Origin of the sequence: Microbacterium sp. JAI119 (assembly GCF_013410135.1) — a bacterium.
Lineage (GTDB): Bacteria > Actinomycetota > Actinomycetes > Actinomycetales > Microbacteriaceae > Microbacterium > Microbacterium oxydans.
Genome location: NZ_JACCCK010000002.1, coordinates 503,454 through 529,506 on the forward strand (window position 1 = coordinate 503,454; position 26,053 = coordinate 529,506).

Genomic DNA, 26,053 nt, shown 5'->3' on the forward strand with positions numbered 1-26,053 from the left:
CTGACATGCGTCGACCGTTCATGGACACCCCCGACCAGCTCGAGAGCTTGGAGGGGCAGCAGTACCTCGTGCTCCGGCCCACTGTCGAGGTCGCCGATACCTACCGGGAAGTGCAGGACACTGCACTCGCACGGCTCGGCGCTCCGGTACGACGACCGCACACCGGGCACGTCACGCTCCGAGGCTTCTACGAGCCCGAGCGGCGCGACGAACTCGCCACGCTGATCCGCTCCTGGGCGGCGCAGCAGACGCCGATCGAGATCACCGCCGAGGCCGTGGACGAGTTCCCCACGCCGTGGCAGATCCTGATCGTGCGCCTCGCCCGCACCGCATCACTCGTCTCGGCGTACTCGTCCCTGACCACCGCACTGGATGCCACGGACTTCCGCCGCCTGGGCGAGCTGCCGTTGGAGGAGTGGACCTTCCACCTCTCGGTGCTCTACGGCAAGACTCTCGACCCGGAGGTCTGGTCGCACTTCGCGCAGCCCGAGTCGCGTGCTCTCGAGCCTGCGCCCGCCGAGACCATCACCGAAGCCGAGCTGGTCTGGTACGAGGACGGCATCGAGCACGCCGAGGTCCTGCCGTTGGGAGGCTGACCCCCACTCCCCACTCCCACTCCGGCCGAAACAGAGACCTCCCGCACTCTGCCCCGCGTGTCCTGTGTGGACGCGCCGGGCCTGATGCAGGAGGTCTCTGTTTTCGCAGCTGAGTGTTCGCGGCCGGGATTTCGCAGCCGAGTCGTCGCAGCCGAGCGCGGCTCAGCTCAGGCCGGAGTAGGCGTGCAGACCCTTGAAGAAGACGTTCACGATCGTGAAGTTGAAGATCACGGCCGAGAATCCGACGATCGCGAGCCACGCCGAGGGGTTGCCCCGCCAACCGCGGGTAGCCCGTGCGTGGATGTAGCCGGCATAGATGACCCAGATCACGAAGGTCCAGGTCTCCTTCACGTCGAAGCCCCAGAAGCGACTCCAGGCGTAGTACGCCCAGATGGAGCCCGCGATGAGAGTGAAGGTCCAGAGGATGAACCCGATGATCGTGAACATGTACGCCAGGCTCTCCAGGCGCACCGCGTTCGGGAAGGTGCGGAGGAAGCCTGGGCCCGTCTTGGTCGCCCCCTCGCCCAGCAGGCGCTCACGTCGCGACTGCATGAGCTGGATCACCGAGAGGGCGAAAGCCAGCGCGAAGAATGCCGTCGCGAGCGAGGCGACGAACACGTGGATGACGAGCCACACGCTCTTCAGCGGGTCCATCAGCGGCGAGACGTCGACGTAGAAGTTGGTCGCTCCGAGGCCGAGCAGCACGACGACGAGGCCCGTGATGAACGTGCCGAGGAACCGCAGGTCGATACGCGTGAGCACGACGAGGTACACGGCGATGATGAGCAGCGTGCCCATCATCGCGAACTCGTAGAGGTTCGCCCACGGCACACGACCGGCCGCGATGCCACGCGTGACAGCGGACGCGAGGTGGAACAGGAAGCCGAGCACCGTGAGCGAGGTGCCGATCCTGGCCATCACGAATCGCTGCGGGGCGGAACCGGCATCAGACCCGCCCGACGCTGCGGGGATGCTCGCTCCACCGGCCCCTACGAGCACCGACTCCCGCACGTTCTGTGCATCGGCCGTCGCCTGCGAACGCCGCGCGAGATCGAAGGCGTAGGCCACGAAGGCTGCCGCGTAGATCGCGATCGCCGTCCACAGCAGGACCGGCGAGATCACGTTGAGCTCGAGCATGGTGTCAGTCTACTTTCCGGGTGTCGGTTGCCGGGGCTTCCACCTCGGCGGACTTGGTCGCGATGTCATCAGCCACGGTGTGATCGTCCGCGGTGTCGTCGGCAGGGTTCTCGTCGTCCTCGGCCCGCACCGTGGTGCCGCCTGCCGCGTCGAGCAGTCGGGCGTGGCCGGCGACGAGGTCGTCCACCGCTGCCGCGAGCGTCGGGTCTTCCCCACGGGCGAGCGCCGCGTATTCGAGGGCGACCTCGCCGTCCTGCGCCGTGGCCTTGACCCACACACGTCGCCGCGGAACGAACAGCGCGATCATGAGACCGCCGAGGGCCAGCAGCGCGAAGCCCAGCACCCATACACCTGACTCGTCACGGTGGATCTGCAGCGAGGCGAAGCGCTTCACCGACTGGGAGGCATCCGTGGCGCCGGCCGGAGACTCGTCCTCGAAGGTCACCGAGCCGAGGCCGTTCGGCAGCTGCGCGGTCTGCCCGGGGGCGAGCTCGATCGACTTGACGTCGGTGGTGCGGCCCGTGAGCTTCGTCATGCCGGTGGTGTCGAGCACGTAGACGGAGCGCGGCACACCCTCGTTGATGCCGAGGTCACCCGTGTACACGTCGAGCGTGAGCGTCGGGTTCGTGAGGTCGCCGTACGCGGAGAAGAACGCACCGCTCTCGAGCACACCCGTGGTCGGGTAGAAGAACCCGACCAGGCCGACCTGCTCGGCCAACCCGTCCGGCACCTTGAGCACGCCGAGCGAGGTCATGTTGTTGTCCTGCGGCAGGAACGGCGTGCTGTTGGTGAACACGACATTGCCCTCGGGATCGCGCACCGTCACCGTCGGCGCGTAGCCGTTGCCGAGCAGGAACACGTCGTCGTCGGCGACACCGAGGGGCTCGTTGACCTTGACGGAGCCGGTACGTTCCTCGCCGTTCTCCTGCACGGTGACGTTGGCGGAGAAGTCGCCGGCCTGACCGGACCCCGGCTCACCGAACGGCTGGTAGGTCACGTCGAAGGAGTCGAGGCGCATCGAGTACGGGGAGAACGCGTCGTCGCCCACGAACCGTCCGCGGTTCATCGAGTCGTAGTCGAGGAGCGTGTTGGCGAAGGTCTCGCCCTCGACCAGCACCCGCTGCCCGGTGTAGGAGAACCCTCCGCCGATGCCGACCGTGACCAGCACGCCGACGAGCGCGAGGTGGAAGAGCAGGTTGCCGGTCTCGCGCCAGTAGCCGCGCTCGGCGGAGACCGAGAACGTGCGTCCGCGGTCGTAGCGCTCCACCCGGTAGCCGAGGGCCTTCAGCTGCTTCGTCGCGACGTCGATGGACGCGGCCGCCTCCGCTTCCGCATCGCCGGTCTTGGTTCCGGAGTCCGCCGCGGGATCGCGCGTGACGGCGCGGTAGTCCTCGAGGCGCTGCAGCCGGGCGGGGGTACGCGGCGGGCGGGCACGCAGCGCCTTGGCGTGGTGCTTGATGCGCGGGATCACGCAGCCGACGAGCGAGGCGAACAGGAGCAGGTAGATCGCCGAGAACCACGGCGACAGGTAGACGTCGAAGAGCTTGAGGCCGTCGAGGATCGGGAACAGGTCGGGGTTGTCGCGCTCCCACTGCGTCACACCGTTGGGGTCGGCCATCCGCTGCGGGAAGATCGAGCCGGGAATGGCGGCGATCGCCAGGACGAGCAGCAGGATCAGTGCCGTGCGCATCGAGGTCAGCTGACGCCAGCCCCAGCGCAGCCAGCCGACCAACCCGAGGCGCGGCTGGGTGATCGAGTCGTCTCCGTCGACGTGGTCGGACGGGCGGAGCGGATCGCTGGAGTCGCTGTTCGCGGCACCCTTGTTCTTGGTCATGACCTTCTCAGTGCGGGGAGTTTTCTCGGGACGGATGGGCTTGTCGGGACGGCTACCATCTCGCTCGCTCGTCTCGGGATCGTCAGAGCGGGAGGATGACACTGCCGATCACCGCCGTCAGTCTCGACATGATGTCGGTCCAGAGTCCGGTGACCATCAGGACGCCGAGGAGGAGAAGCATCACGCCGCCGATGATGTTCACCACCCGGATGTGCCGACGCAGGAACCCGATCGCCTTCGTGGCCCAGCCGAAGCCGAGCGCGACGAGCAGGAACGGGATACCGAGGCCGAGCGAGTAGGCAAGGCCGAGGAAGCCCGCCCGCACCGGGTCTCCGGCATTGAACGACAGCGCGAGGATCGCCGCGAGCGTCGGTCCCATGCAGGGAGCCCATCCGATGCCGAGCGCGATGCCGAGGAGCGGCGCCCCGACGATTCCGGCTCTGGAATCCACGTGGAAGCGGAATTCCTTCTGCGCGAACCCGAACAGCCCGAGGAAGACCAGGCCCATCCCGATGATGACGACGCCCAGGATGCGGGTGATGAGGTCGCCCCACTGCAGCAGGAAGACCCCGGCCGTTCCGCCGAGCACGGTGTAGAGGATGAAGACGATCGTGAAGCCGAGGATGAACAGCAGCACTCCCCCGACGAGTCGCCCCCGCGTCGCGGTTTCTGCCGTCTGCGTCGTCGTCCCGCCTTCCCCGCCGGCAGCAGCGGTCGACCGAGGTGCGACCGCACCGCCGAGGAAGCCGAGGTAGCCGGGAACGAGTGGGAGCACGCAGGGAGACAGGAACGAGACGAGTCCCGCGAGCATCGCGACGGGAATCGCGATCCAGAGGGCCCCGGAGCCGATGATCGCTTCGGGACTCATGAGCAGTCCTGGCCGCTCACGAGTCCTCCGCGAGGGCGTCCTTGACGAGCGTGGAGAGGATCGACTTGCCGTCGATCGGCCCGATGATGCGCGCCGCGACGCGCCCTTGCTTGTCGAGCACGAGAGTCGTCGGCGTCGCGGCGATCGGAGTCTCCTTCGCGAAGGCGAGCTTGGCCTGAGCGGTGTCGACGTCGATAAGACTCGGGTACGTGACGTCGTACTCGTTCGCGAAGGCCACGGCGGTGTCGGCCTGGTCACGGGTGTTGATGCCGATGAACGCGACGTCCTGATCGCTGAAGTCCTGCCAGACGCCTTCCAGATCTGCCGCTTCAAGACGGCATGGCGCGCAACCGGCGTACCAGAAGTTGACGACCGCGACCTGACCGGCGATGTCGGCGCTGTCGAACTCCTCGCCCTTCTCCGTCACGCCGCTGAACACGACGGGCTCGCCGCGCTCGGCGACGGGGATCTCGACGATCGCGCCGTCGGCTGCGACGTAGCCGGTGTTCTCGCCGTTCAGGAACGATTCGCTGACCGGATCGGGAGCGCACGCGCTCAGACCGATGGCGAGCACCGCAGCGAGCGCGGCACCGACCGCACGACGCGAACGCCGGGTGCGGGAGGAGCGGCCGCTGCGGATCTGACGGACCGTCGAATCGCTTGGCACGACTCCGAGTTTACGCAGAGGATCCTATGCGCGAGCCGGAAACGGGACCTCCTCCGACGCCCCTCAGAAGCGCGCCAGGATGTCGTCCACACCCGCCCGGAAGCGTGGACATGTGGCGATGTCGTGGGCGCGGCAGCCCATCGCGTGCTCGGTCATCTCGCGCGATCGACGCATCTCCTCCATGCGCCTGTCGATGTCGTCCAGGTGCTGCTGCAGCACCTGATGCCGCCCTGCACTCCCGTCATCGAGCAGCACGGCGATCTGGTCGAGCGTCATCCCCGCGGCCTTGCTGCGCTGGATCACGGCTATGCGCACGACCTCGTCCTCGCCGTAGCGCCTCCGCCCGGCAGCGTCGCGCGGAGGGGTGAGCAGCCCCACCGACTCCCAATGCCGCAGAACGTTCGTCGGCAGGTCGAAACGGGTCGCGACATCACCGACGGACCACGGATGCTCGGAACTTGACTTCATGTTGACATGAAGTCACAGACTGGCGTGGAACGCAACATCCAGAGGAAGGACCACCATGTACGACGCCATCGTGATCGGCGCAGGACCGGCAGGACTGCAGGCCGCTCTGACCCTCGGACGGATGCACCGCTCCACGCTGCTGCTCGACTCGGGCGAGTACCGCAACGGCACCGTCCTGCACATGCACAACATGATCGGGGAGGACGGTGCCGCTCCCGCCGGCCTCCGCGCGACCGCCCGAGAGGAGCTCGCCGCCTACGACGACGTGGAGATCCGCGACATTGCGGCGACGAGCATCACCGGCGTCGAGGACGCGTTCGCGGTAGGCATCGCCGACGGATCCGTGGTCGAGGGGCGCCGGGTCATCCTGGCCACCGGGGTCGCCGACGATCTTCCGATCGTGTCCGGACTGCAGGAGTTGTGGGGCACGCTCGCCTTCAGCTGTCCGTTCTGCGACGGGCACGAGCACGCCGGCAAGGACATAGCGATCGTCGGCGCCGCGCCCCGCGCCGAGCACCTCATCGGGTTGCTGGGGAGGATCGTCGCGAGCATCACGGTCGTGCCGGTCGAGGAGGCGTTCACGGACGAGGACATCCGCACGCTCGAGGCGAAGGGCGCGCGGGTGAGTCGCACCCCCGTCGCCTCCGTCGAGAAGGTCGAAGGCGGCGTGCTCGTCCGCACGGACGACGACGAGCGTGTGGTCGCCGGAGTCTTCATCGCCGCAGGGGCGATGCGTCAGCGGTCGCCGTTCGCCGCGCAGCTCGGACTCGGCATGCTCGAGTCCGGGTGCATCGAGATCGACGAGTTCGGACGCACCTCGCACCCCGGGGTGTTCGCCGCGGGCGACCTCGCCCACCGTGCGACCCTCCCCGGCCCGATGGCATCCGTGCTGCTGGCGGCCGCCGCGGGTCAGCTGGCCGCTGTCGGCATCATCCAGTCACTCCTGGCCGCCGAGCACTGACCCCGTTTCGAATCGCGCACGTGGGTCCATCCGTCGCCGGAATGGAACCACCTGCGCGATTCGGAAGTGGGGGTCAGACCGCGCCGACGTCGACGGCACCGCCGGTCGCGGCAGGCTCGACATAGGCGACCTCTCGCCAGACGTCACCGACGCGCTCGAAAGAGGTGACGCTGGACAGCGCGCAGCGTCGGGTGCGTGGGTCGTGTTGCAGCGGAAGCCCCGCGACGCGGAGGTGCGTGATCCAGATGGGCGCCTGGTGCGACACCATCACGACGTCTCCATCGGGTGTCGCATCCCACGCCTCGTCCATGACACCGAGCATCCGCTCAGCGATGGAGGAGTAGGGCTCGCCCCAGCTGGGAACCGAGGGCTGGCGCAGATGCCACCAGTTCAGGGGGTTCATCAGGGAACGGCGCATCTGCGTCCCCTCGAACACGTTCGTCGGCTCGATCAGCCGGATGTCGATCTCCGGCACGAGGTCGAACGTCGCGGCGAACGGCTCGGCCGACTCCTGGGCGCGTTCGAGAGGTGACGCGTACAGCGCGGAGACGGGACGGTCGAGCGCGGCCACATGGTCGGCCGCTGCTGCGGCCATCCCCCGGCCCGCGTCGCTCAGGTGGTAGTCGGGAAGACGTCCGTAGAGCACGCGGGCCGGATTGTGCACCTCACCGTGTCGCACGAGGTGCAGCCGGGACGCCGTCATGTCACGCCTTGCTGTAGCGCGAGTCCCCGAAGCCGAGGATCAGGTACCCGATGTACGGGAAGAGGAACAGCAGGAAGAACGAGAAGACCCCGCCCTTGCCGAAGCGTCCACCGAGCTTGAACGCGACGATGATCGCCAGGATCAGGTTCGCGACAGGGATGAGGTACAGCAGCGCGAACCAGCCGGAGAGGCCGGCGATCTTCACCAGGAAGACGAGGTTCACGAACGGGATGATGGCGAGGATTCCCGGGTACCCGGCCTTGGTGAAGACCTTCCACAGGCCGACCGCGACGAGGATGTAGAAGACGAGCGCGATCAGGCCGGTGGTACCCGAGAAGATCGACGCATAGAGATCGGAGATGCCGTTGTTGTCCACGGTGCACTCTTTCTGTGTATGAGCTGTGTCGTGGCGATCCTACTGATACGCCGTCCCGGCCGTCGGTGACCGGGCCGATGACCGGCCGACCGCCCCCGTAGAATGGGCGGGTTCCCCATTTCCCAGATCAGAAGGAATACTCCGTGTTTCGCACCCACTCGGCAGGCTCTCTGCGAGCCGAGCACATCGGTCAGACCGTCACCCTCTCGGGTTGGGTCGATCGCCGTCGTGACCACGGAGGAGTCGCTTTCATCGATCTGCGGGACGCCTCCGGCATCGCCCAGGTCGTCATCCGCGACGAGGAGATCGCGCACCCGCTTCGCAACGAGTTCGTCCTGAAGGTGACCGGCGAGGTCTCGCAGCGCCCCGAGGGCAACGCGAACCCGAACCTGCCGACCGGCGAGATCGAGCTCATCGCGACCGACGTCGAGGTGCTGAACGAGTCCGCTCCGCTCCCCTTCCAGGTCTCCACGGCTCTCGCCGACACCGAGACCGTTGGCGAGGAAGCACGCCTGAAGTACCGCTACCTCGACCTGCGCCGCCCGGCCCCGGCCGCCGCCCTGCGCCTGCGCTCGAACGTCTACAAGGCGATCCGCGACGTGCTGCACGCCGACGACTTCACCGAGGTCGAGACGCCCACCCTCACCCGCTCCACGCCGGAGGGCGCCCGTGACTTCCTGGTTCCCGCGCGCCTGAGCCCCGGCAGCTGGTACGCACTGCCCCAGTCCCCTCAGCTGTTCAAGCAGCTGCTCATGGTGGGCGGCGTCGAGAAGTACTTCCAGATCGCCCGCTGCTACCGCGACGAGGACTTCCGCGCCGACCGTCAGCCGGAGTTCACGCAGCTCGACATCGAGATGAGCTTCGTCGACCAGGAGGACGTGATCGCCCTCATGGAGTCGCTCATCGTGGCGATGTGGGCGACCATCGGCGTCGAGGTGCAGACCCCGCTGCCGCGCATGACCTACGCCGAGGCGATGGCCAAGTACGGCTCCGACAAGCCCGACCTGCGCTTCGGCCTCGAGCTCGTCGAGGCGACGGAGTACTTCAAGGACACCCCGTTCCGCGTCTTCCAGGCCGAGTACGTCGGCGCTGTGCGCATGCCCGGCGGCGCGAGCCAGCCGCGCAAGCAGCTCGACGCCTGGCAGGACTGGGCCAAGCAGCGCGGTGCACGTGGCCTCGCCTACGTCCTGTTCAACGAGGACGGCACGCTGGGCGGCCCCGCAGCCAAGAACCTGTCGGAGGCCGAGCAGGCCGGACTCGCAGAGCTCGTCGGTGCAGAGCCGGGCGACTGCGTGTTCTTCGCCGCCGGTGACACCAAGCAGAGCCGGGCACTCCTCGGTGCAGCGCGCGTCGAGATCGGTCGCCGCCTGGGCTATCTGAACCCCGACGAGTTCGCCTTCACGTGGGTCGTCGACGCTCCCATGTTCGAGCCGGCGGCCGACGCGGTGGCCTCCGGTGACGTGGCAGTGGGCGCCGGTGCCTGGACGGCCGTGCACCACGCGTTCACGGGTCCCAAGCCCGAGTTCGAGGACACGTTCGACACCGACCCCGGATCGGCCCTCGCGTACGCGTACGACATCGTGTGCAACGGCTCCGAGCTCGGCGGCGGGTCGATCCGCATCCACCGTGAGGACATCCAGAAGCGCGTGTTCGAGGTCATGGGCATCAGCGACGAGCAGGCCGACGAGCAGTTCGGCTTCCTACTCGACGCGTTCAAGTTCGGCGCTCCGCCCCACGGTGGGATCGCACTCGGGATGGACCGCGTGCTGCAGCACCTGACTAAGACCGAGTCGATCCGCGAGGTCATCGCGTTCCCGAAGTCGGGCAACGGCTTCGACCCGCTGACCTCCGCTCCCGCTCCGATCACCGATGCGCAACGCGCCGAGGCCGGCGTCGACTTCGAGCCCGAGGACGAAGACTGAGTCCAGCCGCCTCGCGCGAGCACAGGCACACACGCCGGATCAGGCGGTTCTGCGAGGAACCTGCCTGATCCGGCGTTTCTGCCTGCGGCGGCGTCGCTTCGTTCAGCCTGCGATCGATGCGAAGGCCGGGACGATGTTCTCGTTCCACACATCGACTCCGAGCTTGCCGATCAGCGCGATCACGACCACGAGGAACACGACGCGGATGAACGTGGTCCCGCGCGAGATCGCCATCCGCGAGCCCAAGTAGCTTCCCGCGACGTTCGCGACCGCGAGGATGCCCCCGAGCAGCCATAGCACGGCGCCGTGCGGGATGAACAGCATCAACGCACCCGCATTCGTCGCGAGGTTGACGATCTTGGCTTTGGCGCTCGCCTGCAGGAAGTCGTAGCCGAGCAGCGCGACCAGCGTGATCACGAGGAAGGTACCGGTGCCAGGACCGATCATCCCGTCGTAGAAGCCGATCCCGAGTCCCGCTGCGCCCGCCATGATGTGGTGCTTGTGCCCATGGAAGCGCAGCTGGGTCGCCGCGCCCATCTGCGGCCGGAACGCCGTGAACAGGGCCACAGCGAGCAGAGCGATCACGATGATGGGTTTGAACGCGGCAGGGGGCAGCACGGTGGCGACAGCGGCCCCTCCGAAGGAGCCGATCAACGCGATGATCGCCATCGGCAGGGCGGTGCGCAGGTCGGGTTTGGCTCGTCGGTAATAGGTCGCACTGCTGGTGGCCGTGCCGAAGACCGAGGCGAGCTTGTTCGTCGCGAGCGCCTGCACCGGGGAGATGCCGGGGATCAGGAGCAGCGCCGGCAGCTGCAGCAGCCCTCCCCCGCCCACGACCGCATCGATCCAGCCGGCGCAGAACGCGGCGATCACCACGAGCAGCAGCATCCCCCAGGTGAGCTGCTCGAGTCCGAGCACGGCGCCGATATCCACCTCGCCATGATTCCAGAGAGTCGACGCCGCCCTCGCATCCGCCGACAGACTCATCCGCTGACAGACTGGAGCCATGCTCGAAGCCCTCCCGCTGCCCCACTCCTTCGAATCGCGCATCGGCACCGCGCTCCTGCGCCGCGCGACGGTCGACGACACGGATGCCGTGATCGCCCTCCTCGCCGACGACCCGATCAGTGCGGCACGCGGCGATGTGGCATCCGCTGAGGACCGCCCGGCCTATGAGCGCGGTCTCCGCGAGATCCTGGCCGAGCCGTCGAACGACCTGCTCGTGGTCGAGCTCGACGGTGCGGTGGTCGGCACGTTGCAGCTCACCTCGATCCCGGGCATGGCGCGTCGCGGTGCACGGCGGCTGCTGGTCGAGGCAGTACGGGTGCAGAGCAGTCTGCGCTCGTCGGGCATCGGTTCCGCCGTGATGCGCTGGGTCGGAGAGGTCGCCGCCCCAGCCGTCGACGCATCGATGGTGCAGCTCACCTCCGACGCCGCCCGCGTCGATGCCCACCGCTTCTACGAGCGGCTCGGCTACGTCGGCTCGCATCGCGGCTTCAAGTACACGGTTTCCCAGAGCTGAAGCCCCGGCGGCCCCGACCGGACAGCACCCAGCCACCATCCGTTCACCTGACCCGCGACGGGCGGCAACCTCCACCTCATAGTGTCCTCTCGCAACCCGACACCGGCTCACAGCGCCGGACACCGAGAGGACACTCATGGCTCGCTTCACCCGCCGCGCGCGCATCGGCGCGGGCATCGCCCTGGCCACCACCGCCGCACTCGCGCTCACCGCCTGCTCCGGAGCAGCGGACGCCACTGGTGGCGGCAGCTCCGACGTCGATGCCGCCGCAGCGGCCTCGGTCGCCGACTTCGGCACGTTCGCCGACCTCGAGGCTGCAGCCAAGGCCGAGGGCTCGCTCAACGTCATCGCGCTGCCCCGCGACTGGGCCAACTACGGCGAGATCCTCGACCTCTTCGCCGAGAAGTATCCGGAGATCACCATCAACGAGGCGTCTCCCGACGTCTCCAGCGCCGAGGAGATCCAGGCCGCCAAGACGAACGAGGGTCTCGACACCGCACCCGACGTCTTCGACATCGGTCTCACGGTCGCCCTGCAGAACACCGATGTGTTCGCTCCCTACAAGGTGCAGACGTGGGACGACATCCCCGACGAGCTGAAGGAGCCCACCGGCCTCTTCGTGGGCGACTACGGCGGGTACATGTCGATCGGCTACGACTCGTCGAAGTTCGACGCTCCCGCCGAACTTTCCGACCTGCTCTCCGCCGACTACAAGGGCGCCGTCGCCATCAACGGCGACCCGACGCAGGCGGGGGCCGCATTCGCCGCCGTCGGTCTCGCGACCGTGCAGTCCGACGGCACGCTGGACGACTTCCAGCCGGGCATCGACTTCTTCTCCGAGCTGCAGAAGGCTGGAAACCTGCTCAAGGTCGACGTGACCACCGCGACCATCGCGAGCGGCGAGACCCCGGTCGTCTTCGACTGGGACTACCTGAACGCCTCGCACACGGCCGACAACAAGGACTGGAAGGTCGTCGTGTTCGACGGCACCGGTTACGCCGGGTACTACAACCAGGCCATCAACGCCGACGCCCCGCACCCGGCCGCTGCCCGCCTGTGGCAGGAGTTCCTCTACAGCGACGAGGTGCAGAACCTGTGGCTGAAGGGCGGCGCCCGTCCGGTGCGGATGGAGGCCATGACCGACGCCGGCACAATCGACGCCGACCTCGCCGCCGCGCTCCCCGAGGCTCCGGAGGAGACCGTCGTCCCGACCGAGGAGCAGTCGACGAACGCCGGCACGCTGCTCGGCGAGAAGTGGGCCGCGGCGGTCCAGTGACCACCCTCACCGCAACGGGGGCGGATGCTGCGGCGTCCGCCCCCGCCACGCCCGCCGGGTCCTCGCAGCACGCGAGGGCCCGGCGGTCCGCTCCGTCCCTCGCCTGGCTCGGGCTCGTCCCCTTCGCCGCCTATGTCGTGCTCTTCCTCGCGGTGCCGACGATCCTGGCCATCGGCTCCGGCTTCTTCACCAAGGACGGCTCCTTCACCTGGACCAACATGTCGGCCCTCGCCGACCCGGTCGTGCTCGACACCTTCGCCAACTCGGCCGGCCTCTCGTTGCTCACCGCCGTGGTCGGGGCGCTCGTCGGCGCCCTCGTCTGCTACGCGCTCCTCGGCATGGACCCCGAAGGCCGCACCCGCTCGGCCGTGGATGCCGCCGCGGGTGTGCTCGCGCAGTTCGGCGGCGTCATGCTCGCCTTCGCCTTCATCGCGACCATCGGCATCCAGGGCGTCGTCACCGTGTTCCTGAAGGACACCTTCGGCGTGAACATCTTCGAGAACGGCACCTGGCTCTACGAGCTGCCCGGCCTCGTACTCCCCTACTTCTACTTCCAGATCCCCCTCATGGTCATCACCTTCATGCCGGCCCTCGCGGCCCTCAAGCCGCAGTGGGCCGAAGCCAACCTCACTCTCGGCGGTACCCGCGCGAGCTTCTGGCTCCGCATCGGCATCCCCGTGCTCGCGCCCTCGTTCCTCGCCAGCCTGCTGCTGCTGTTCGCGAACGCGTTCTCGTCGTACGCCACCGCCGCCGCTCTCGCCAGCCAGGGTGCCCAGATCGTGCCGCTGCAGATCCGCACGGCGCTCACGAGCGAGACGGTGCTCGGTCGGGAGAATCTCGCCGGCGCGCTTGCGCTCGGCATGATCGTGATCGTCGGAGTCGTGATGGCCCTGTACTCCCTCGTGCAGCGACGCGCGGCGAGGTGGCAGTCGTGAACCGGCTCGGCCCCTCCCGCACGACCCGGTGGGTGATCGGCGTCCTCGTGGGTGCGTTCTTCGCGGTGCCCCTGGTGTCGACGTTCCTCTTCACACTGCGCGACCCCGCCGGCGGACTCTCCTTCGCCCGCTGGATCGCGTTGTTCGACCCGGCGGCCGCAGCCACCCTCAAGCCGATCTGGACCGGTCTCGGCAACTCGCTGGTACTCGCCGTGGTGACTGTCGCCATCGTGCTGCTGCTGCTCGCCCCGACCATGATCCTGGTGAACCTGCGCTTCCCGAAGCTCAAGCCTGCCTTCGAGTTCGCGGTGCTGCTGCCGATCTCGATCCCCGCCATCGTGCTCGTGGTCGGCCTCGCACCGATCTACCTCCAGATCGGGCGGGCCCTCGGCACGGGCACCTGGACTCTCGCCTTCGCCTACGGGATCACCGTGCTGCCGTTCGCATTCCGCTCCATCCAGGCATCGATCGATGCGGCCGATCTCCGGACGCTCTCGGAAGCCGCGCGGTCCCTCGGCGCGAGCTGGCCGACCGTGGTGCTGAAGGTGCTCGCCCCGAACCTCCGACAGGGGCTGCTTGCCGCGTCCCTCATCTCCATCGCCGTGGTGCTCGGAGAGTTCACGATCGCCTCGCTCCTGAACCGCCAGGTGTTCCAGACGGCCATGGTCGTGGTGAACAAACAGGACCCCTACGCGCCGGCCATCTTCACGCTGCTCGCGCTGGTGTTCGTCTTCCTCCTGCTCCTCGTCATCGGCCGCGTCGCCCGCGGCACCGGAAAGGCCCGCTCATGACCGTCGACCACGCGCTGCCGCGCACCAAGGACAATCTGCTGCTCGCCGAGGCGGGCGAAGGCACCCGTGTCGAGCTGCGGGGCATCGTCAAGAGCTACGCGGGCAACCGGGTGCTCCACGGGGTCGACCTCGACATCGCCCCCGGCGAGTTCGTCTCACTCCTCGGGCCCTCCGGGTGCGGCAAGACCACGTTGCTGCGTGTGCTCGCCGGTCTCGAAGGCGCAGACGAAGGCGCCGTGCTGCTGGGTGGCGGCGATGTGTCGCGAGTGCCCACGAACAAGCGCGACATCGGCATGGTCTTCCAGTCGTACTCGCTCTTCCCGCACCTACGGGTGGCCGAGAACACCGCATTCGGCTTGCGGCGACGCGGCGTCGGCAAGGCGGAGGCCTCACGGCGCGCGGTCGACGCCCTCGCCCTGGTCGGCCTCGCCGACTTCGCGGATCGGTTCCCCCACCAGCTCTCCGGCGGCCAGCAGCAGCGCGTGGCACTCGCACGAGCGCTGGTGACCGAACCCAAGGTGCTGCTGCTCGACGAACCGCTCTCGGCGCTCGATGCGAAGGTGCGCGTGCAGCTGCGCGACGAGATCCGCCGCATCCAGCTGCGACTCGGCATCACCACCGTCTTCGTGACCCATGACCAGGAAGAGGCTCTGGCCGTCTCGGATCGGATCGCGGTGATGAACGCCGGCCGTATCGAGCAGATCGGGTCTCCCGAGCAGCTCTACACGATGCCCTCGACCGCCGGAGTGGCCGCGTTCGTGGGGCTGTCGAGCGTCGTGTCGGGCGTCGCCGAGGGCGATCACGTCATGGTGTGGGGGCAGCGACTCCCCCTGCAGTCGCGGGCAGACGGTCCGGTCGACGTGTACCTGCGGCCGGAGAACGTCTACTTCGCGTCGGAGGCCGACGCCGCAGCCGAGGCCCTGGTCGAGGAGAGCACCTTCCTCGGCAGCATGCGTCGCACGCTCGTGCGCACCGAGTCCGGCGAACTCGTCCGGGTGCAGCATGCGCCAGGAACTCATCCGGCCTTCGGCGACCGGGTGCGCATCGCGATCGCCGCGGAGCCCGTGGCCGTGCATCCGCGCGGCTGACTCACCGCTCTTCCCCTGACATACCCCGGGCGCTAGCGTGAGGGCCGAGGGGCGGGGTTCCCTCCATCCGAGAGAGAAAGGACGCCTCATGGCAGGCAAGTTCGAGCTGTACACCGACAAGTCCGGCGAGTACCGGTTCCGCCTGAAGGCCGGCAACGGCGAGGTCATCGCCATCAGCGAGGGCTACTCGTCGAAGTCCGCCGCTCTGAACGGCATCGACTCCGTGCGCCGCAACGCCGCGGACGCCGAGGTCGTCGAAGCCGACTGAGCTCGAGACCCACGTTTCACGCCGAGACCCCCTGTTGCAGACGTCTGCAACAGGGGGTCTCGGCGATTGCGATGGGTCTCGGCGAACCGGATCTCGTGTCAGAGCACGCGGGAGAGGAAGTCCTTCGTGCGCTGATGCCGCGGGTTGCCGAGCACCTCACGCGGGTCGCCCTCTTCGACGATGTAGCCGCCGTCCATGAAGATGAGCCGGGATCCGACTTCGCGGGCGAAGCCCATCTCGTGCGTGACGACGAGCATCGTCATCCCCTCGTCGGCCAGCGAGCGCATGACCTGCAGCACCTCGCCGACCAGTTCGGGGTCGAGTGCCGATGTGGGCTCGTCGAACAGCATCATGTCGGGGTTCATGCACAGCGCCCTGGCGATCGCCACGCGCTGCTGCTGCCCTCCCGAGAGGTGCCCCGGGTAGGCGTCGGCCTTCTCCGCCAGACCGACCCGCGTGAGCATGGCATGGGCGATCAGCTCGGCTTCCTTCTTCGACCGCTTCTTCACGCGCTGCTGAGCGATCGTGAGATTGCCGAGCACGCTGAGGTGCGGGAAGAGGTTGAAGCTCTGGAAGACCATTCCGATGCGGGTGCGCACGCGGTCGATGTCGACGTCGGGGTCGGTGATGTCGATCCCCTCGATGAGCACCTTGCCGCCGGTCGGCTCCTCGAGCAGGTTCACCGAGCGCAGCAGCGTCGACTTCCCCGATCCCGAAGGTCCGATCACGCACACGACCTCTCCCTTGGTGACGGTGAGGTCGATGCCCTTGAGCACCTCGTTGTCGCCGAACGACTTCACGAGCCCCTGCACATCGATCGCGGGGGCGTGGACATCAATCAGGTCGGTGATCATCGCTGCCTCGACATCCGTCGCTCCAGCCACGCGCTGAAGCGCGTGAGCGGGATCGTCACGATCAGGTACAGGATCGCCGCCATGATCAACGGCGTTCCGTTCGCGTTCTGCGTGCTCGCATCGCGGGCGAACGTGGTGAGCTCCTTCGACCAGATGAAGGAACCCGCCACGAACAGCAGCGACGTATCCTTCAGCAGCAGCACGAACTCGTTGGTCAGGGGCGGGATGATGATCCGGAACCCCTGCGGCACGATGATCCAGAACGTCGTCTTCATGGGCGACATGCCGAGCGAGCGGGCCGCCTCGGTCTGCCCCTTCGGAACGGCCTGGATACCCGCGCGGATCGTCTCGGCCATGTAGGCCGAGGCGACCAGGACGAGACCGATGAGCCCGAGCACGACCGGCCCACCGAGCTTCGTCCCAGGCACGCCCAGGGCGATCGGCAGGATGAAGGCGATGCCGAAGATCGTGAGGATCGCCGGCAGACCACGGAACAGCTCGATCCAGACCGTCGCGATCCAGCGGAATGGCGCGATGGTCGACAGTTTCATCAGCGCCAGCACGACGCCGAGGACCAGGCCGCCGGCGAAAGCGACGGCCGTGAACCATAGCGTGTTGACCAGGGCCGTGGTGATGATCCCGGGGAACATCTTCGCCGCGACTTCAGGATTGAAGAACAGCGGTCCGATCTTCGCCCAGTCGGTGCTCACGATCGCCCAGACGGCGATCGCGATCAGCACGACGTAGACCGTGTAGCGATACAGCTTGCTCTTGGTGGTACGCCTCAACGCCATCGTCGAGGTCCTCCCGCTCTACCGATCCCGCCGGTCACTTGGCCGCGAGGTACTCGTCGTAGATCTTCTGGTAGCCGCCGTCGTCCTGGAGCTCCTTGAGCGCCTTGTTGACCGCATCGCGCAGCTCGTCCTTCTCACCCTTGGCGAAGGCGAACCCGTACGACTCGTCGGTCGGGTACGTCTCGACGATCTTGTAGTCGGGGTCGTCCTGCTCGTGCACGTAGTTGACGGGCTGGTCCTGCAGGATCGCGTCGATCTGCCCCGCCTGCATGGCGGGCCACAGCTCGCCATCCGAGGGGTACTGCACGAGCTGCGCGCCCGGTGCGTTCTCGCCCGCGTAGGTCTCGCCGGTGGTGCCCTGCTGCACGCCGACGTTCTTCCCGTCGAGGTCATCGATGGACTTGATGTCGGAGTCGGCGCGCACCAGCAGCGACTGCAACGAGTCGACGTACGGGTCGGAGAAGTCGATGTTCGCCTTGCGCTCATCCGTGATCGTCATCGCCGACGCGCCGATGTCGCACGTGCCTGCCGCGAGGGTGGTGCCGGACTGCAACGCGTCGAACCCGACGTCCTGAACGGAGAGCTTCAGGTCGATCTTCTCGGCGATCGCACTGAGCAGGTCGATGTCGAAGCCCGAGTAGCCGGTCTCGCTGGAGAGGTCCTCGACCTCGAACGGCGGGTAGGGGACGTCGGAGCACACGGTGAGCGTTCCGGCCTCGACGAGGCCGTACTTGTCGTCGGCGGCGGGAGCGTCACTGCTGCCCGCGTCGGACGATCCGGTGGCGCAGCCGGCGAGCGCGAGGGTGGCCGTCGCCACGAGGGCGAGACCGGCGATGAGGTTGCGACGAGGCATGTCGGCTCCTGTGAGTCGAGGGCACGGAGGCCCGCTGACGGGTAGGAGTTCATCTAAACATGCGGCTCGTCGCGTGACCAATGACATCCACGTCCACGCACATTACGTTTGTGTTGCGAGTAGGCCCCGATCACACGTGGAAACCGAGTTCCCGAGCCGGCGCGACGCGGTCTCAGACCTCGAAGTCGACGGCGACTCGGGAGGCGACCACCGAGCGGATGTACGTGGCGACCTCGGCGTGCGCGGGATGCACCTGATACTCGTCGATCGCTTCGACCGACGCGAAGTCCGCGACGAGCGTGACGTCCCAGTTCGCCTCCGGGTAGGCGACGTTCGCCCCTGCCGAGATGGTGAGCAGCTGCGGCACGACGCCGTCGAGCGCGTTGAGGCGGCGGGCGACTTCCGCAGCCTGCGCCGCGCGCTCGGCAGCATCTTCGGAAGCGAGCTTCCAGGTCACGACATGGCGGATCGTCATAGCGCTTCCTTCACTCCGGTCTTCGCCGCCCCGTCACGGAGAGCGCCCTCGAGCGCCTCACGCAGTCGATCGGGTGCCACGCGCCAGTGCGCATGCAGCTCGCCGTCGATCAGGACCACGGGGATCTTCTCCCACCACAGCTCGTACAGTGCGGGGTCGTCCTGGATCGACGCCTCGACGATCTCGATCTGCTCGGCTGCGGCGTCTGGCAGTTCGGCGACCACGGCGTCGATGACGTCGGAGGCGACGTCGCACAGGTGGCAGTCGGGCTTGCCGATCAGAGTCAGCGTGGTCACGCCGACGGCACCTCGACCGCGCGGCCCTGGGCGATCCACTCGCCGGTCCCGCCCTCGACGTTCGTGGCGTCGTAGCCGCGCGACTCGAGCGCCTCGACCACACGCGCCGATCGACCGCCGGCCTGGCAGATGACGTCGAACGCCTCGCTCGGCAGCTCCTCGAGACGGTTGCCGATCTCCGACATGGGGATGTTGACGGCGCCGGGGACGTGTCCCGCGGCGAACTCGTCCACTTCCCGTACATCGATGAGCGGGGTACCGGTGCGCTCGGCGAGCTCGGTGACGGTGATCGACTTCATGACAACCTCTCGGCAGGACGGAGATGGGGCCGGAGACACAAAGCGCCCGTCCGAAGACAGGCGCTCGTGTCTGGTCGCTTACTTCTTGTTGCGACGCTGGTGGCGAGTCTTGCGAAGCAGCTTGCGGTGCTTCTTCTTCGCCATGCGCTTGCGGCGCTTCTTGATGACAGAACCCACGGAAACCTCACTAAGTCAGTGGCTGGGTGTCTCCGAAATCGGACACCCGGGTACGGGCACGGAAAATGCCTCGGGTCAGTCTAGCAAACCCGAAGGCGTGGGCTGTCACACGCGCCTTCCGCCCGAGGGCGGCCGAGCATGGGACAGCCTGCGACGTCAACCGACGTCGGCGATGGGTCGCTGCAGCGCATCGGCCACAGCGGACTCCGGAACACGATAGCTGCGGCCGAAACGGACGGCGGGCAGCTCCCCAGCATGAACCAGCCGGTACACGGTCATCTTGGACACGCGCATCAGCTCGGCGACCTCAGCAACCGTGAGGAATCGGACGTCAGGAACCTCGGGCATCCCACGTACCCCTTTCTCGATGTGCACACTCTATGTGGTAGCTGGGACACGTGTAAACCTCTGTGACCCGTGTGATCAGTGAGGCATCGCGGGACTCTGAGAGGCGCCCAGCCGGCGCATAGGCATTCTGCGGGCTTCGCTCAATCGCGACTGGCAGAGTCATCGCAGGTCTCGTGCGGCACCGCCGAGTCCGCCCCCCGGGTGTGGGGACCCGCACCTCTCCCCTGACGGCAAGCCCCCCGTGTCGTCAGGGGAGAGTCGTTGCGGGGATCGCCCGAACGTCAGGTGCCGAGGCGCTTGAGGGCCGACGCGACCACATGCTTCGCGGATGCCGCCGCGCGTCCGACGACCTCGGCCGCGTGGGCGGCGCTGTCGGGAAGCGAGGCACCCGGGTATGCGATGTCGGGCGCACCATCTCCGAAGGCATCCACCAGGAACGGCACCAGCCAGTCGTCGACGACCTCGAGCGGCTCGACCGCGAGGCTGTAGAAGCGACGCTGTCCGTCCTCGCGCACGGTGACGAGTTCGGCATCGCGGAGCACCTTGAGGTGCTTCGACACGGTGGGCTGGCTGATACCCAGATCGGCGACGATCTGGCTGACGCTGGTGCCGGCCTCTCCTTCGGTCGTGCGCCGCAGCAGGAGCTGGAGGATGTCTCGCCTCGTACCGTCTGCGATCACGTCGAAGATGTCCGTCATGAGTTCAGGGTAGTCGTCCCCGGCACGGAGTACCATGACGAAGGCTCGGCGACAGGCGCCGTGCCGCCGCCCGAGGCAGGGCGTGCGACGACACACAGGGGGCAGCGATGTCGGGCATCGTTTCGGCGTCGTCCCCGCGCGAGAGCCTGAAGAGCGCAGCCGGCTGGGTCAAGCACCTCGTGACGTCATCGCCGTCGCGCTTCGCGATCGTGATCTTCGCTCTGCTGATCCTCGTCTTCACGGTGCTGCTCTCCCTGCCCATCGCCTCCGCGTCCGGCAGGGTCACCCCCCTCAGCGATGCGCTGTTCACCGCCGTCTCCACCATCTGCGTGACGGGACTCGCCACCGTCGACATGGCCAACTACTGGTCGCCGTTCGGACACGTGCTGATCTTCCTCGGCGTGAACATCGGCGCGCTGGGGGTGCTGACCCTCGCATCGCTCATGGGAATGCTGATCTCGAAGCGTCTCGGTCTGCGAGCCAAGCTGATGGCGGCAGGCGACACGAACCCGATGCGCGCGCACGGCGGTGTCGTCAACGAGAGCCAGACCGTGCGACTCGGCGAGGTCGGCCAGCTGCTCACCACGGTCGCCGTCTCGGCGCTGATCATCGAGGCGTCGCTCGCGATCCTCCTCTACCCCGCCCTCGTGATGGCCAAGGTCGACCCGATCGCGGCGCTCTGGGAGGCGCCCTACTTCGCGGCGATGGCGTTCACGAACACCGGATTCGCGCCGAACGACGGCGGCGTCGCCGTCTTCGCCGACGACTACCTGGTGCTCTCGCTCCTGATGGTCGGCGTCTTCCTCGGCAGCATCGGCTTCCCGGTCATCTATACCCTCGCCAAGCATGTCTGGCACGTGAAGCGCTGGTCCCTGCATTCCAAGCTCACCATCGTCACCACCGTCCTGCTCTTCATCCTGGGTGCGGCCGTCTTCGTGATCCTCGAGTTCAACAACCCGAAGACCTTCGGCTCGATGGATGCCACCGACACCACGTTCCAAGCCTTCTTCCTGTCGGCGATGACACGCTCCGGCGGCTTCAACGTGATCGAGATGGACGACCTGAACGGCTCGTCCCTGCTCGCGGCGAGCATGCTCATGTTCGTCGGCGGCGGCTCCGCCTCGACCGCGGGCGGGATCAAGGTGACCACCCTCGCCGTCCTCGCCATCGCCGTCTGGTCCGAGGCCAAGGGACGCCAGTCCGTCGAAGCCTTCGGTCGCCGCATCCCCAGCGACGTGCAGCGCGTCGCCCTCAGCGTCGTCGCGTGGGGAGCGACGATCGTCGCGCTGTCGACCATCGTGATCGCGCAGATCACCAAGGCCGACATCAGTCACGTGCTCTTCGATGTGATCTCCGCGTTCGGTACCGTCGGTCTCTCGACAGGCCTCACCGGCGAGCTGCCGGATTCCGCCTCCTACGTCATGGCCGCGACGATCTTCATGGGCCGCGTTGGTACAGTGACTCTCGCCGCGGCGGTCGCCGCGACATCGCGAACGCAGTACTACTCACTGCCCGTGGAAAGGCCGATCGTTGGTTGAAGTCCTCCGGGGCGACGCTCCCGTCCTCGTCATCGGCCTCGGCCGGTTCGGTGCCGCCTGCGCCGGTGAGCTCGACCGCCTCGACCGCGAGGTGCTCGCGATCGACGACAACCTCGAGCTCGTGCAGAAGTGGTCCGACCGCGTCACGCACACCGTCCAGGCCGACGCCAAGAACATCGACGCCCTGCGGCAGATCGGTGCGCAGGACTTCCAGGTGGCCGTCGTGGCCGTCGGCTCCTCCATCGAGGCTTCGGTGCTCATCACGGCGAACCTCGTCGACCTCAAGGTCCCGCAGATCTGGGCCAAGGCGGTCTCGCAGTCGCACGGCAAGATCCTGGCGCGCGTCGGCGCCAACCACGTCATCTACCCCGAGCGCGAGGCCGGCGAGCGCGTCGCGCACCTCGTCTCCGGGCGCATGCTCGACTTCATCCGCTTCGACGACGACTTCGTGCTCGCCAAGATGTACCCGCCGAAGTTCATCCGCGGCGTCGGCCTGAACGAGTCCGGCGTGCGCTCGAAGTACAAGGTGACCGTCGTGGGCGTGAAGAGCCCGGGCAAGCCGTTCCGCTACGCCGAGGCGAACACCATCGTGACCAACCATGACCTGATCATCGTGTCCGGTACGAACAGCGACATCGAGCGGTTCGCCGGCCTCGACCGCTGACGTCTCCCTCCCGCCTTCCGAGCGACTCCCCCTCGCGGCGGATGCGCGACGCCCGGCGGCCGTGGTGGGATGGGGCCATGACCGACCCCACAGCGGCCCCGCCCGTCCTCGCCCTTCGCGGGCTTCGCAAGCAGTTCGGGCAGAAGGTCGCCGTCGACGGTCTGTCCCTCGACGTGCCGCCCGGATCCATGCTGGGCCTGCTCGGGCCGAACGGCGCAGGCAAGACCACGACGCTCGCGATGGCCACCGGACTGCTCCGCCCCGATGCCGGCGCGGCGTGGGTGCTGGGCGCCGACGTGTGGCAGAACCCCGCCGAGGCGAAAGCCCGCATGGGTGTGCTCCCCGACGGCATCCGCATGCTCGATCGTCTCAGTGGAGCAGAGCTGCTGCGATACACCGGACTGCTGCGCGGCATGGCAGAGGCCGACGTCGTCTCGCGGACGGGCGACCTGCTCGAGGCGCTGGGGCTCGCAGAGGCGCGAGACACCCTCGTCGTGGACTACTCCGCCGGCATGCGCAAGAAGATCGGGCTCGCCTGCGCGCTGATCCACGCTCCCCGCCTGCTCATCCTGGATGAGCCGCTGGAGGCCGTCGATCCCGTCTCGGGCGAGACGATCCGCCAGATCCTGCGCTCGTTCGTCGACGGCGGCGGCACCGTGGTGCTGTCGAGCCACGTGATGGAGCTCGTCGAGTCGATGTGCGACCGGGTGGCCATCGTCGCCGAGGGGCGCCTGCTCGCGCACGGTCCGCTCGACGAGGTGCGAGCCGGACTCTCGCTTCAGCAGCGGTTCCTCACGCTCGTCGGGGCGCACGATCTCGGGACGGAGACGCTCGCATGGTTGCGCTCCTCGTAAGCCTGCGCTGGCGGCAGCTGCGGCATCAACTGTCGCGGAACCCGTGGATGATCGTCACCCTGATCATCACGGGGATGATCGCCCTCGGGCTCCTCGCCGGACTCGCTGCGGGTCTGGTCGCTCTGCGCTTCGCCGCACCGGAGGGCGCTGTCACCGCCATCGTGCTCACCGGGTCCGTGCTCGTCCTCGGATGGTGGATCGGCTCCATCCTGGTCAGCGCCGACGACTCCCTCGCCCCCGAGCGCTTCGCCCTGCTGCCGGTGACCGCCCCCTCCCTGTTGCCGGGCTTCGTCGTCGCCGGAGCCACGACCATCGGCGGCATCGGGACCACGGTCGCCCTGCTGCTGATGCTCCTCGGCTGGTCGGTGAGCCTTCCCGCACTGCTCACCGCGGTGATCATGATGCCGGTGGCGGTCGTGACCTGCGTGCTCGGTGCCCGCGTGGTGAGCGGACTGCTCGCCGGATGGCTGGCCCGACGCAGCACCCGCGACCTGGTGCTGACCCTCGGGGTGCTGCTCGCCGCCTCGTCCGGCCTCATCCTCAACCTCGGGATCGGGGCGCTCACCACCGTGACGGACGTCGGGGGTGCCTTCGCCTCGGCTGCCGACATCGCCGCCTGGACGCCGTTCGGCGCCGTGTTCGGGGTGTCGGCATCGGTAGCGCAGGGCGACGTGCTCACCGCGACGCTGCGATTGCTGATCGCCCTCGCGACGGTCGTGGTCCTGTGGTGGGCGTCTCAGCGGCTGCTCGCCGCCCGGCTCGTCTCCCCCATCCAGAGCAGCGGCGGTGGACGGGTGCGCTCCGGCGGTCTGCTCGATCGACTGCTGCCGGCGAACCCGATGGGTGCGATCGCCGCACGATCTCTGCACTACTACCGCCGCGACCCGCGTCAGCTCGTCAACATCGTGATGCTCCTGCTCCTGCCCGCGATCTTCATCGGCATCGCGCTCATGAACGGCCTGCAGGAGGAGTCCCTCGGTTTCGCCCCCGCGATCACACTGATCCCGGCGATCAACGCTCTCCTCGCCGGGACGATCGTGCAGATGTCGATCGCCTATGACAACGATGCCGTCGCGGCGCACATCCTCACGGGTGTGTCCGGGGCGGCGGACCGTGCCGGGCGCCTGCTCGGCTTCGGGATGATCGCAGTGCCGGTGACGCTCGCCCTGTGCGTGGCGACCTGCCTCCTCGCCGGGCGGCCGGATCTGCTCCCCGGCAGCATCGGCGCATCCCTCGGTCTCACGGCGATCGCTGCAGGGGCCGGTGCCTGGGTGGGGAGCTTCCTTCCGGGCCGTGCGCCCGCTCCGGAAGCCAATCCCTTCGGGCGCGGATCATCCGGCGGGGTGCAGTCGCTGCTCGCGATGGTCATCATCGGACCCATCACGCTCGTCCTCGGAGCACCCGCATTCGGGTTCGCCATCGCGGCGATCTGGAGTCCCACGCTCGGCTGGATCAGCCTCGCGTGCGGACTCGCGTTCGGCGGCCTCGCGCTCTGGGGAGGGACCGCGCTGGGCGGGAAGTTCCTGGATCGCCGCTGGCCCGAGGTGCTCGCCGACGTGTCCAGCGAGAGTTGAGCGCGGACGGACCCCACGCGACACGCAGGCCCCGGGCACCAGGCCTCCCGCGACATCAGGCCCGACGGGTCAGGCGTCGATGTCGAGGACGACCTCGATCACGTCGTCCACCCCGAGGCCCTCGCCGTCCTGCAGCGTCTTCTTGATCGGCACGATGTAGCCGCCGTCTTTCGGCCACGGGGCCGTGGCCACGGTGGTGGTGCCTACGGAAACCCTGGCCGGGATCATGCCCCAGCCATAGGTCACGACAGAGGCGATCTCGTGGATCATCTCGCTCTCGGCAGGTGGCACGGTGACGAAGTGGAAAGGCGCGGGCCCGCGCCAGTACCAGATGGGTCCCTCGATCCTCAGCCGCATGGTTCAGGCTCCGGCGGCGAGCTCCCTGGCACGCGCGAGTGCGGCGTCCGCAGCCTCCGCGAAGGTGCGATCGAGGCGTGCTTCCTGCAGCACGGCGACCGCCCGCTCCGTCGTCCCCTTCGGGCTCGTGACCCGACGGCGCAGCTCTGCAGGAGCCTCGCCGGAGGCGTCGAGCAGGGCCGTCGCCCCGATGAACGTCTGCTCGACCATGAGCCGCGCATCCGCATCGGTGAAGCCCATGCCGACGGCGGCCTTGGTGAGCTCCTCGATCAGCAGGTACACGTAGGCCGGTCCCGATCCCGAGATCGTGGACAGCGCGTCGATCTGCGACTCGGGAACCTCGACGACGGCGCCGACGGTCTCGAACAGACGACGGACGAGGGCGATGTCTTCGGCGGGAACCGCAGCACCGGCGGCGAGCCCCGTCACTCCCTTGCGCACCGTTGACGGCGTGTTCGGCATCGAGCGGATCACCCTCGCCTCCGAACCCAGCACATCGGCGAAGGTCTGCAGCGTGACCCCGGCGGCGACGCTCACCACGATCGCATCAGCGGCGAGGTGCGGGGCGATCTCGCGGAGCAGGTCCGGCACCATCGCCGGCTTCACGCCGACGAGCACGATCCGCGCACCGGCAGCCGCCTCGACGTTGCCCTCCGGCCGATCGGCGAGCGCGATGCTGGTGACCCCGTCGAGGCCGGCGAACGCCTCTGCCTTCTCCGCCGTGCGGTTCGTCGCGGTGATCCCGCCATCGATGCGGACACCCGAGGCGACCACTCCGCGGAGGATCGCACCGCCCATCGAGCCGGCACCGAGGAAAGCGAGCGAAGGAAGCGAGTCAGACATGTCGTCATCCTACGGCG

32 protein-coding genes are annotated in these 26,053 nt (G+C 68.0%); 13 read left to right on the plus strand and 19 right to left on the minus strand.

What is annotated here, in order from left to right:
• Window positions 1-5 precede the first annotated feature (5 nt).
• Entirely contained in the window at window positions 6-596 is a 591-nt protein-coding gene (locus HDC31_RS13365) for a 2'-5' RNA ligase family protein (RefSeq protein WP_227751275.1), read from the plus strand.
• 162 nt (window positions 597-758) lie between these two features.
• Here HDC31_RS13365 and ccsB read toward each other — a convergent pair whose 3' ends face one another.
• The 5 genes from ccsB to HDC31_RS13390 form a co-directional block, all read right to left on the minus strand.
• Window positions 759-1,733 carry a c-type cytochrome biogenesis protein CcsB gene (gene ccsB / locus HDC31_RS13370; RefSeq protein ID WP_058630472.1) on the minus strand — a complete coding sequence of 325 codons (975 nt, stop codon included), beginning with the start codon at window positions 1,731-1,733 and terminating at the stop codon, window positions 759-761.
• Between the two features lie 4 nt (window positions 1,734-1,737).
• Window positions 1,738-3,567, minus strand: coding sequence for a cytochrome c biogenesis protein ResB (locus HDC31_RS13375; RefSeq protein WP_113680632.1), 1,830 nt, complete (start codon window positions 3,565-3,567; stop codon window positions 1,738-1,740).
• Window positions 3,568-3,649: 82 nt separating this feature from the next.
• Complete coding sequence (locus HDC31_RS13380) at window positions 3,650-4,435, minus strand: cytochrome c biogenesis CcdA family protein (RefSeq protein WP_061017254.1); 786 nt, start codon at window positions 4,433-4,435, stop codon at window positions 3,650-3,652.
• 16 nt (window positions 4,436-4,451) lie between these two features.
• On the minus strand, window positions 4,452-5,102 hold the full coding sequence (locus tag HDC31_RS13385) for a TlpA disulfide reductase family protein (protein WP_113680631.1): 651 nt from the start codon (window positions 5,100-5,102) through the stop codon (window positions 4,452-4,454).
• Between the two features lie 63 nt (window positions 5,103-5,165).
• Entirely contained in the window at window positions 5,166-5,570 is a 405-nt protein-coding gene (locus HDC31_RS13390; RefSeq protein ID WP_113680630.1) for a MerR family transcriptional regulator, read from the minus strand.
• A gap of 55 nt (window positions 5,571-5,625) precedes the next feature.
• On the opposite strand from HDC31_RS13390, the gene HDC31_RS13395 reads away from it, so the two are divergent.
• Complete coding sequence (locus HDC31_RS13395) at window positions 5,626-6,531, plus strand: NAD(P)/FAD-dependent oxidoreductase (protein WP_113680629.1); 906 nt, start codon at window positions 5,626-5,628, stop codon at window positions 6,529-6,531.
• 73 nt (window positions 6,532-6,604) lie between these two features.
• Here HDC31_RS13395 and HDC31_RS13400 read toward each other — a convergent pair whose 3' ends face one another.
• Together HDC31_RS13400 and HDC31_RS13405 are read right to left on the minus strand one after the other, a co-directional pair.
• The gene (locus tag HDC31_RS13400) at window positions 6,605-7,234 is read right to left on the minus strand and encodes a histidine phosphatase family protein (protein ID WP_113680628.1); all 630 of its coding nucleotides are present in this window, start codon (window positions 7,232-7,234) and stop codon (window positions 6,605-6,607) included.
• 1 nt (window position 7,235) lies between these two features.
• Entirely contained in the window at window positions 7,236-7,610 is a 375-nt protein-coding gene (locus HDC31_RS13405; protein WP_046747313.1) for a DUF5684 domain-containing protein, read from the minus strand.
• Between the two features lie 143 nt (window positions 7,611-7,753).
• On the opposite strand from HDC31_RS13405, the gene aspS reads away from it, so the two are divergent.
• A complete protein-coding gene (gene aspS, locus HDC31_RS13410) occupies window positions 7,754-9,532 on the plus strand; it encodes an aspartate--tRNA ligase (RefSeq protein ID WP_113680627.1) in 1,779 nt (592 codons plus the stop codon).
• A gap of 102 nt (window positions 9,533-9,634) precedes the next feature.
• Here aspS and HDC31_RS13415 read toward each other — a convergent pair whose 3' ends face one another.
• On the minus strand, window positions 9,635-10,420 hold the full coding sequence (locus HDC31_RS13415; RefSeq protein WP_058630502.1) for a TSUP family transporter: 786 nt from the start codon (window positions 10,418-10,420) through the stop codon (window positions 9,635-9,637).
• Window positions 10,421-10,538: 118 nt separating this feature from the next.
• Here HDC31_RS13415 and HDC31_RS13420 point away from each other — a divergent pair, with 118 nt between their 5' ends.
• The 6 genes from HDC31_RS13420 (at window position 10,539) to HDC31_RS13445 (ending at window position 15,412) form a co-directional block, all read left to right on the plus strand.
• A complete protein-coding gene (locus HDC31_RS13420; protein ID WP_113680626.1) occupies window positions 10,539-11,054 on the plus strand; it encodes a GNAT family N-acetyltransferase in 516 nt (171 codons plus the stop codon).
• A gap of 136 nt (window positions 11,055-11,190) precedes the next feature.
• Window positions 11,191-12,330 (plus strand): ABC transporter substrate-binding protein, encoded by a 1,140-nt coding sequence (locus tag HDC31_RS13425; RefSeq protein WP_058630465.1) that lies wholly within the window; start codon window positions 11,191-11,193, stop codon window positions 12,328-12,330.
• Window positions 12,327-13,265: an ABC transporter permease gene (locus HDC31_RS13430; protein ID WP_308472279.1), complete on the plus strand. Its 939-nt coding sequence runs from the start codon at window positions 12,327-12,329 to the stop codon at window positions 13,263-13,265. The genes HDC31_RS13425 and HDC31_RS13430 overlap by 4 nt, the downstream gene beginning before the upstream one ends.
• Window positions 13,262-14,056: an ABC transporter permease gene (locus HDC31_RS13435; RefSeq protein WP_046747309.1), complete on the plus strand. Its 795-nt coding sequence runs from the start codon at window positions 13,262-13,264 to the stop codon at window positions 14,054-14,056. The genes HDC31_RS13430 and HDC31_RS13435 overlap by 4 nt, the downstream gene beginning before the upstream one ends.
• Entirely contained in the window at window positions 14,053-15,144 is a 1,092-nt protein-coding gene (locus HDC31_RS13440; RefSeq protein WP_113680954.1) for an ABC transporter ATP-binding protein, read from the plus strand. Before HDC31_RS13435 ends, HDC31_RS13440 begins: the two co-directional genes overlap by 4 nt.
• A gap of 88 nt (window positions 15,145-15,232) precedes the next feature.
• Window positions 15,233-15,412 carry a YegP family protein gene (locus HDC31_RS13445; RefSeq protein ID WP_021198051.1) on the plus strand — a complete coding sequence of 60 codons (180 nt, stop codon included), beginning with the start codon at window positions 15,233-15,235 and terminating at the stop codon, window positions 15,410-15,412.
• A 98-nt stretch (window positions 15,413-15,510) separates the two neighbouring features.
• On the opposite strand, the gene HDC31_RS13450 is transcribed toward HDC31_RS13445, so the two are convergent.
• The 9 genes from HDC31_RS13450 to HDC31_RS13490 all read right to left on the minus strand — a co-directional run bounded on the left by HDC31_RS13450 (window position 15,511) and on the right by HDC31_RS13490 (window position 20,206).
• Window positions 15,511-16,266: an amino acid ABC transporter ATP-binding protein gene (locus HDC31_RS13450; RefSeq protein ID WP_113680961.1), complete on the minus strand. Its 756-nt coding sequence runs from the start codon at window positions 16,264-16,266 to the stop codon at window positions 15,511-15,513.
• Window positions 16,263-17,060 carry an amino acid ABC transporter permease gene (locus HDC31_RS13455; RefSeq protein ID WP_046747306.1) on the minus strand — a complete coding sequence of 266 codons (798 nt, stop codon included), beginning with the start codon at window positions 17,058-17,060 and terminating at the stop codon, window positions 16,263-16,265. The genes HDC31_RS13450 and HDC31_RS13455 overlap by 4 nt, the downstream gene beginning before the upstream one ends.
• Before the next feature lie 34 nt (window positions 17,061-17,094).
• Window positions 17,095-17,913, minus strand: a complete 819-nt coding sequence (locus HDC31_RS13460; protein WP_113680955.1) for a basic amino acid ABC transporter substrate-binding protein — start codon at window positions 17,911-17,913, stop codon at window positions 17,095-17,097.
• Between the two features lie 172 nt (window positions 17,914-18,085).
• A complete protein-coding gene (locus tag HDC31_RS13465) occupies window positions 18,086-18,388 on the minus strand; it encodes a Dabb family protein (protein WP_046747304.1) in 303 nt (100 codons plus the stop codon).
• On the minus strand, window positions 18,385-18,684 hold the full coding sequence (locus HDC31_RS13470) for a glutaredoxin family protein (protein WP_046747303.1): 300 nt from the start codon (window positions 18,682-18,684) through the stop codon (window positions 18,385-18,387). The genes HDC31_RS13465 and HDC31_RS13470 overlap by 4 nt, the downstream gene beginning before the upstream one ends.
• Window positions 18,681-18,983: a rhodanese-like domain-containing protein gene (locus HDC31_RS13475; RefSeq protein ID WP_058630462.1), complete on the minus strand. Its 303-nt coding sequence runs from the start codon at window positions 18,981-18,983 to the stop codon at window positions 18,681-18,683. Before HDC31_RS13475 ends, HDC31_RS13470 begins: the two co-directional genes overlap by 4 nt.
• 78 nt (window positions 18,984-19,061) lie before the next feature.
• Complete coding sequence (locus HDC31_RS13480) at window positions 19,062-19,160, minus strand: 30S ribosomal protein bS22 (protein ID WP_003792170.1); 99 nt, start codon at window positions 19,158-19,160, stop codon at window positions 19,062-19,064.
• Window positions 19,161-19,316: 156 nt separating this feature from the next.
• Window positions 19,317-19,508 (minus strand): helix-turn-helix domain-containing protein, encoded by a 192-nt coding sequence (locus tag HDC31_RS13485; protein WP_017204627.1) that lies wholly within the window; start codon window positions 19,506-19,508, stop codon window positions 19,317-19,319.
• A 281-nt stretch (window positions 19,509-19,789) separates the two neighbouring features.
• Window positions 19,790-20,206, minus strand: coding sequence for a helix-turn-helix transcriptional regulator (locus HDC31_RS13490; protein WP_113680962.1), 417 nt, complete (start codon window positions 20,204-20,206; stop codon window positions 19,790-19,792).
• 107 nt (window positions 20,207-20,313) lie between these two features.
• On the opposite strand from HDC31_RS13490, the gene HDC31_RS13495 reads away from it, so the two are divergent.
• From HDC31_RS13495 to HDC31_RS13510, 4 genes are all read left to right on the plus strand, one after another.
• The gene (locus HDC31_RS13495; protein ID WP_046747301.1) at window positions 20,314-21,744 is read left to right on the plus strand and encodes a TrkH family potassium uptake protein; all 1,431 of its coding nucleotides are present in this window, start codon (window positions 20,314-20,316) and stop codon (window positions 21,742-21,744) included.
• On the plus strand, window positions 21,737-22,408 hold the full coding sequence (locus tag HDC31_RS13500) for a TrkA family potassium uptake protein (protein WP_021198064.1): 672 nt from the start codon (window positions 21,737-21,739) through the stop codon (window positions 22,406-22,408). Before HDC31_RS13495 ends, HDC31_RS13500 begins: the two co-directional genes overlap by 8 nt.
• Window positions 22,409-22,485: 77 nt before the next feature.
• Window positions 22,486-23,262, plus strand: a complete 777-nt coding sequence (locus HDC31_RS13505; protein WP_113680956.1) for an ABC transporter ATP-binding protein — start codon at window positions 22,486-22,488, stop codon at window positions 23,260-23,262.
• Window positions 23,244-24,836, plus strand: a complete 1,593-nt coding sequence (locus tag HDC31_RS13510; protein WP_113680957.1) for a hypothetical protein — start codon at window positions 23,244-23,246, stop codon at window positions 24,834-24,836. Before HDC31_RS13505 ends, HDC31_RS13510 begins: the two co-directional genes overlap by 19 nt.
• A 69-nt stretch (window positions 24,837-24,905) precedes the next feature.
• Here HDC31_RS13510 and HDC31_RS13515 read toward each other — a convergent pair whose 3' ends face one another.
• Window positions 24,906-25,193 (minus strand): DUF1905 domain-containing protein, encoded by a 288-nt coding sequence (locus HDC31_RS13515; protein ID WP_113680958.1) that lies wholly within the window; start codon window positions 25,191-25,193, stop codon window positions 24,906-24,908.
• Between the two features lie 3 nt (window positions 25,194-25,196).
• On the minus strand, window positions 25,197-26,036 hold the full coding sequence (proC, locus tag HDC31_RS13520) for a pyrroline-5-carboxylate reductase (protein WP_179516206.1): 840 nt from the start codon (window positions 26,034-26,036) through the stop codon (window positions 25,197-25,199).
• Window positions 26,037-26,053 lie beyond the last annotated feature (17 nt).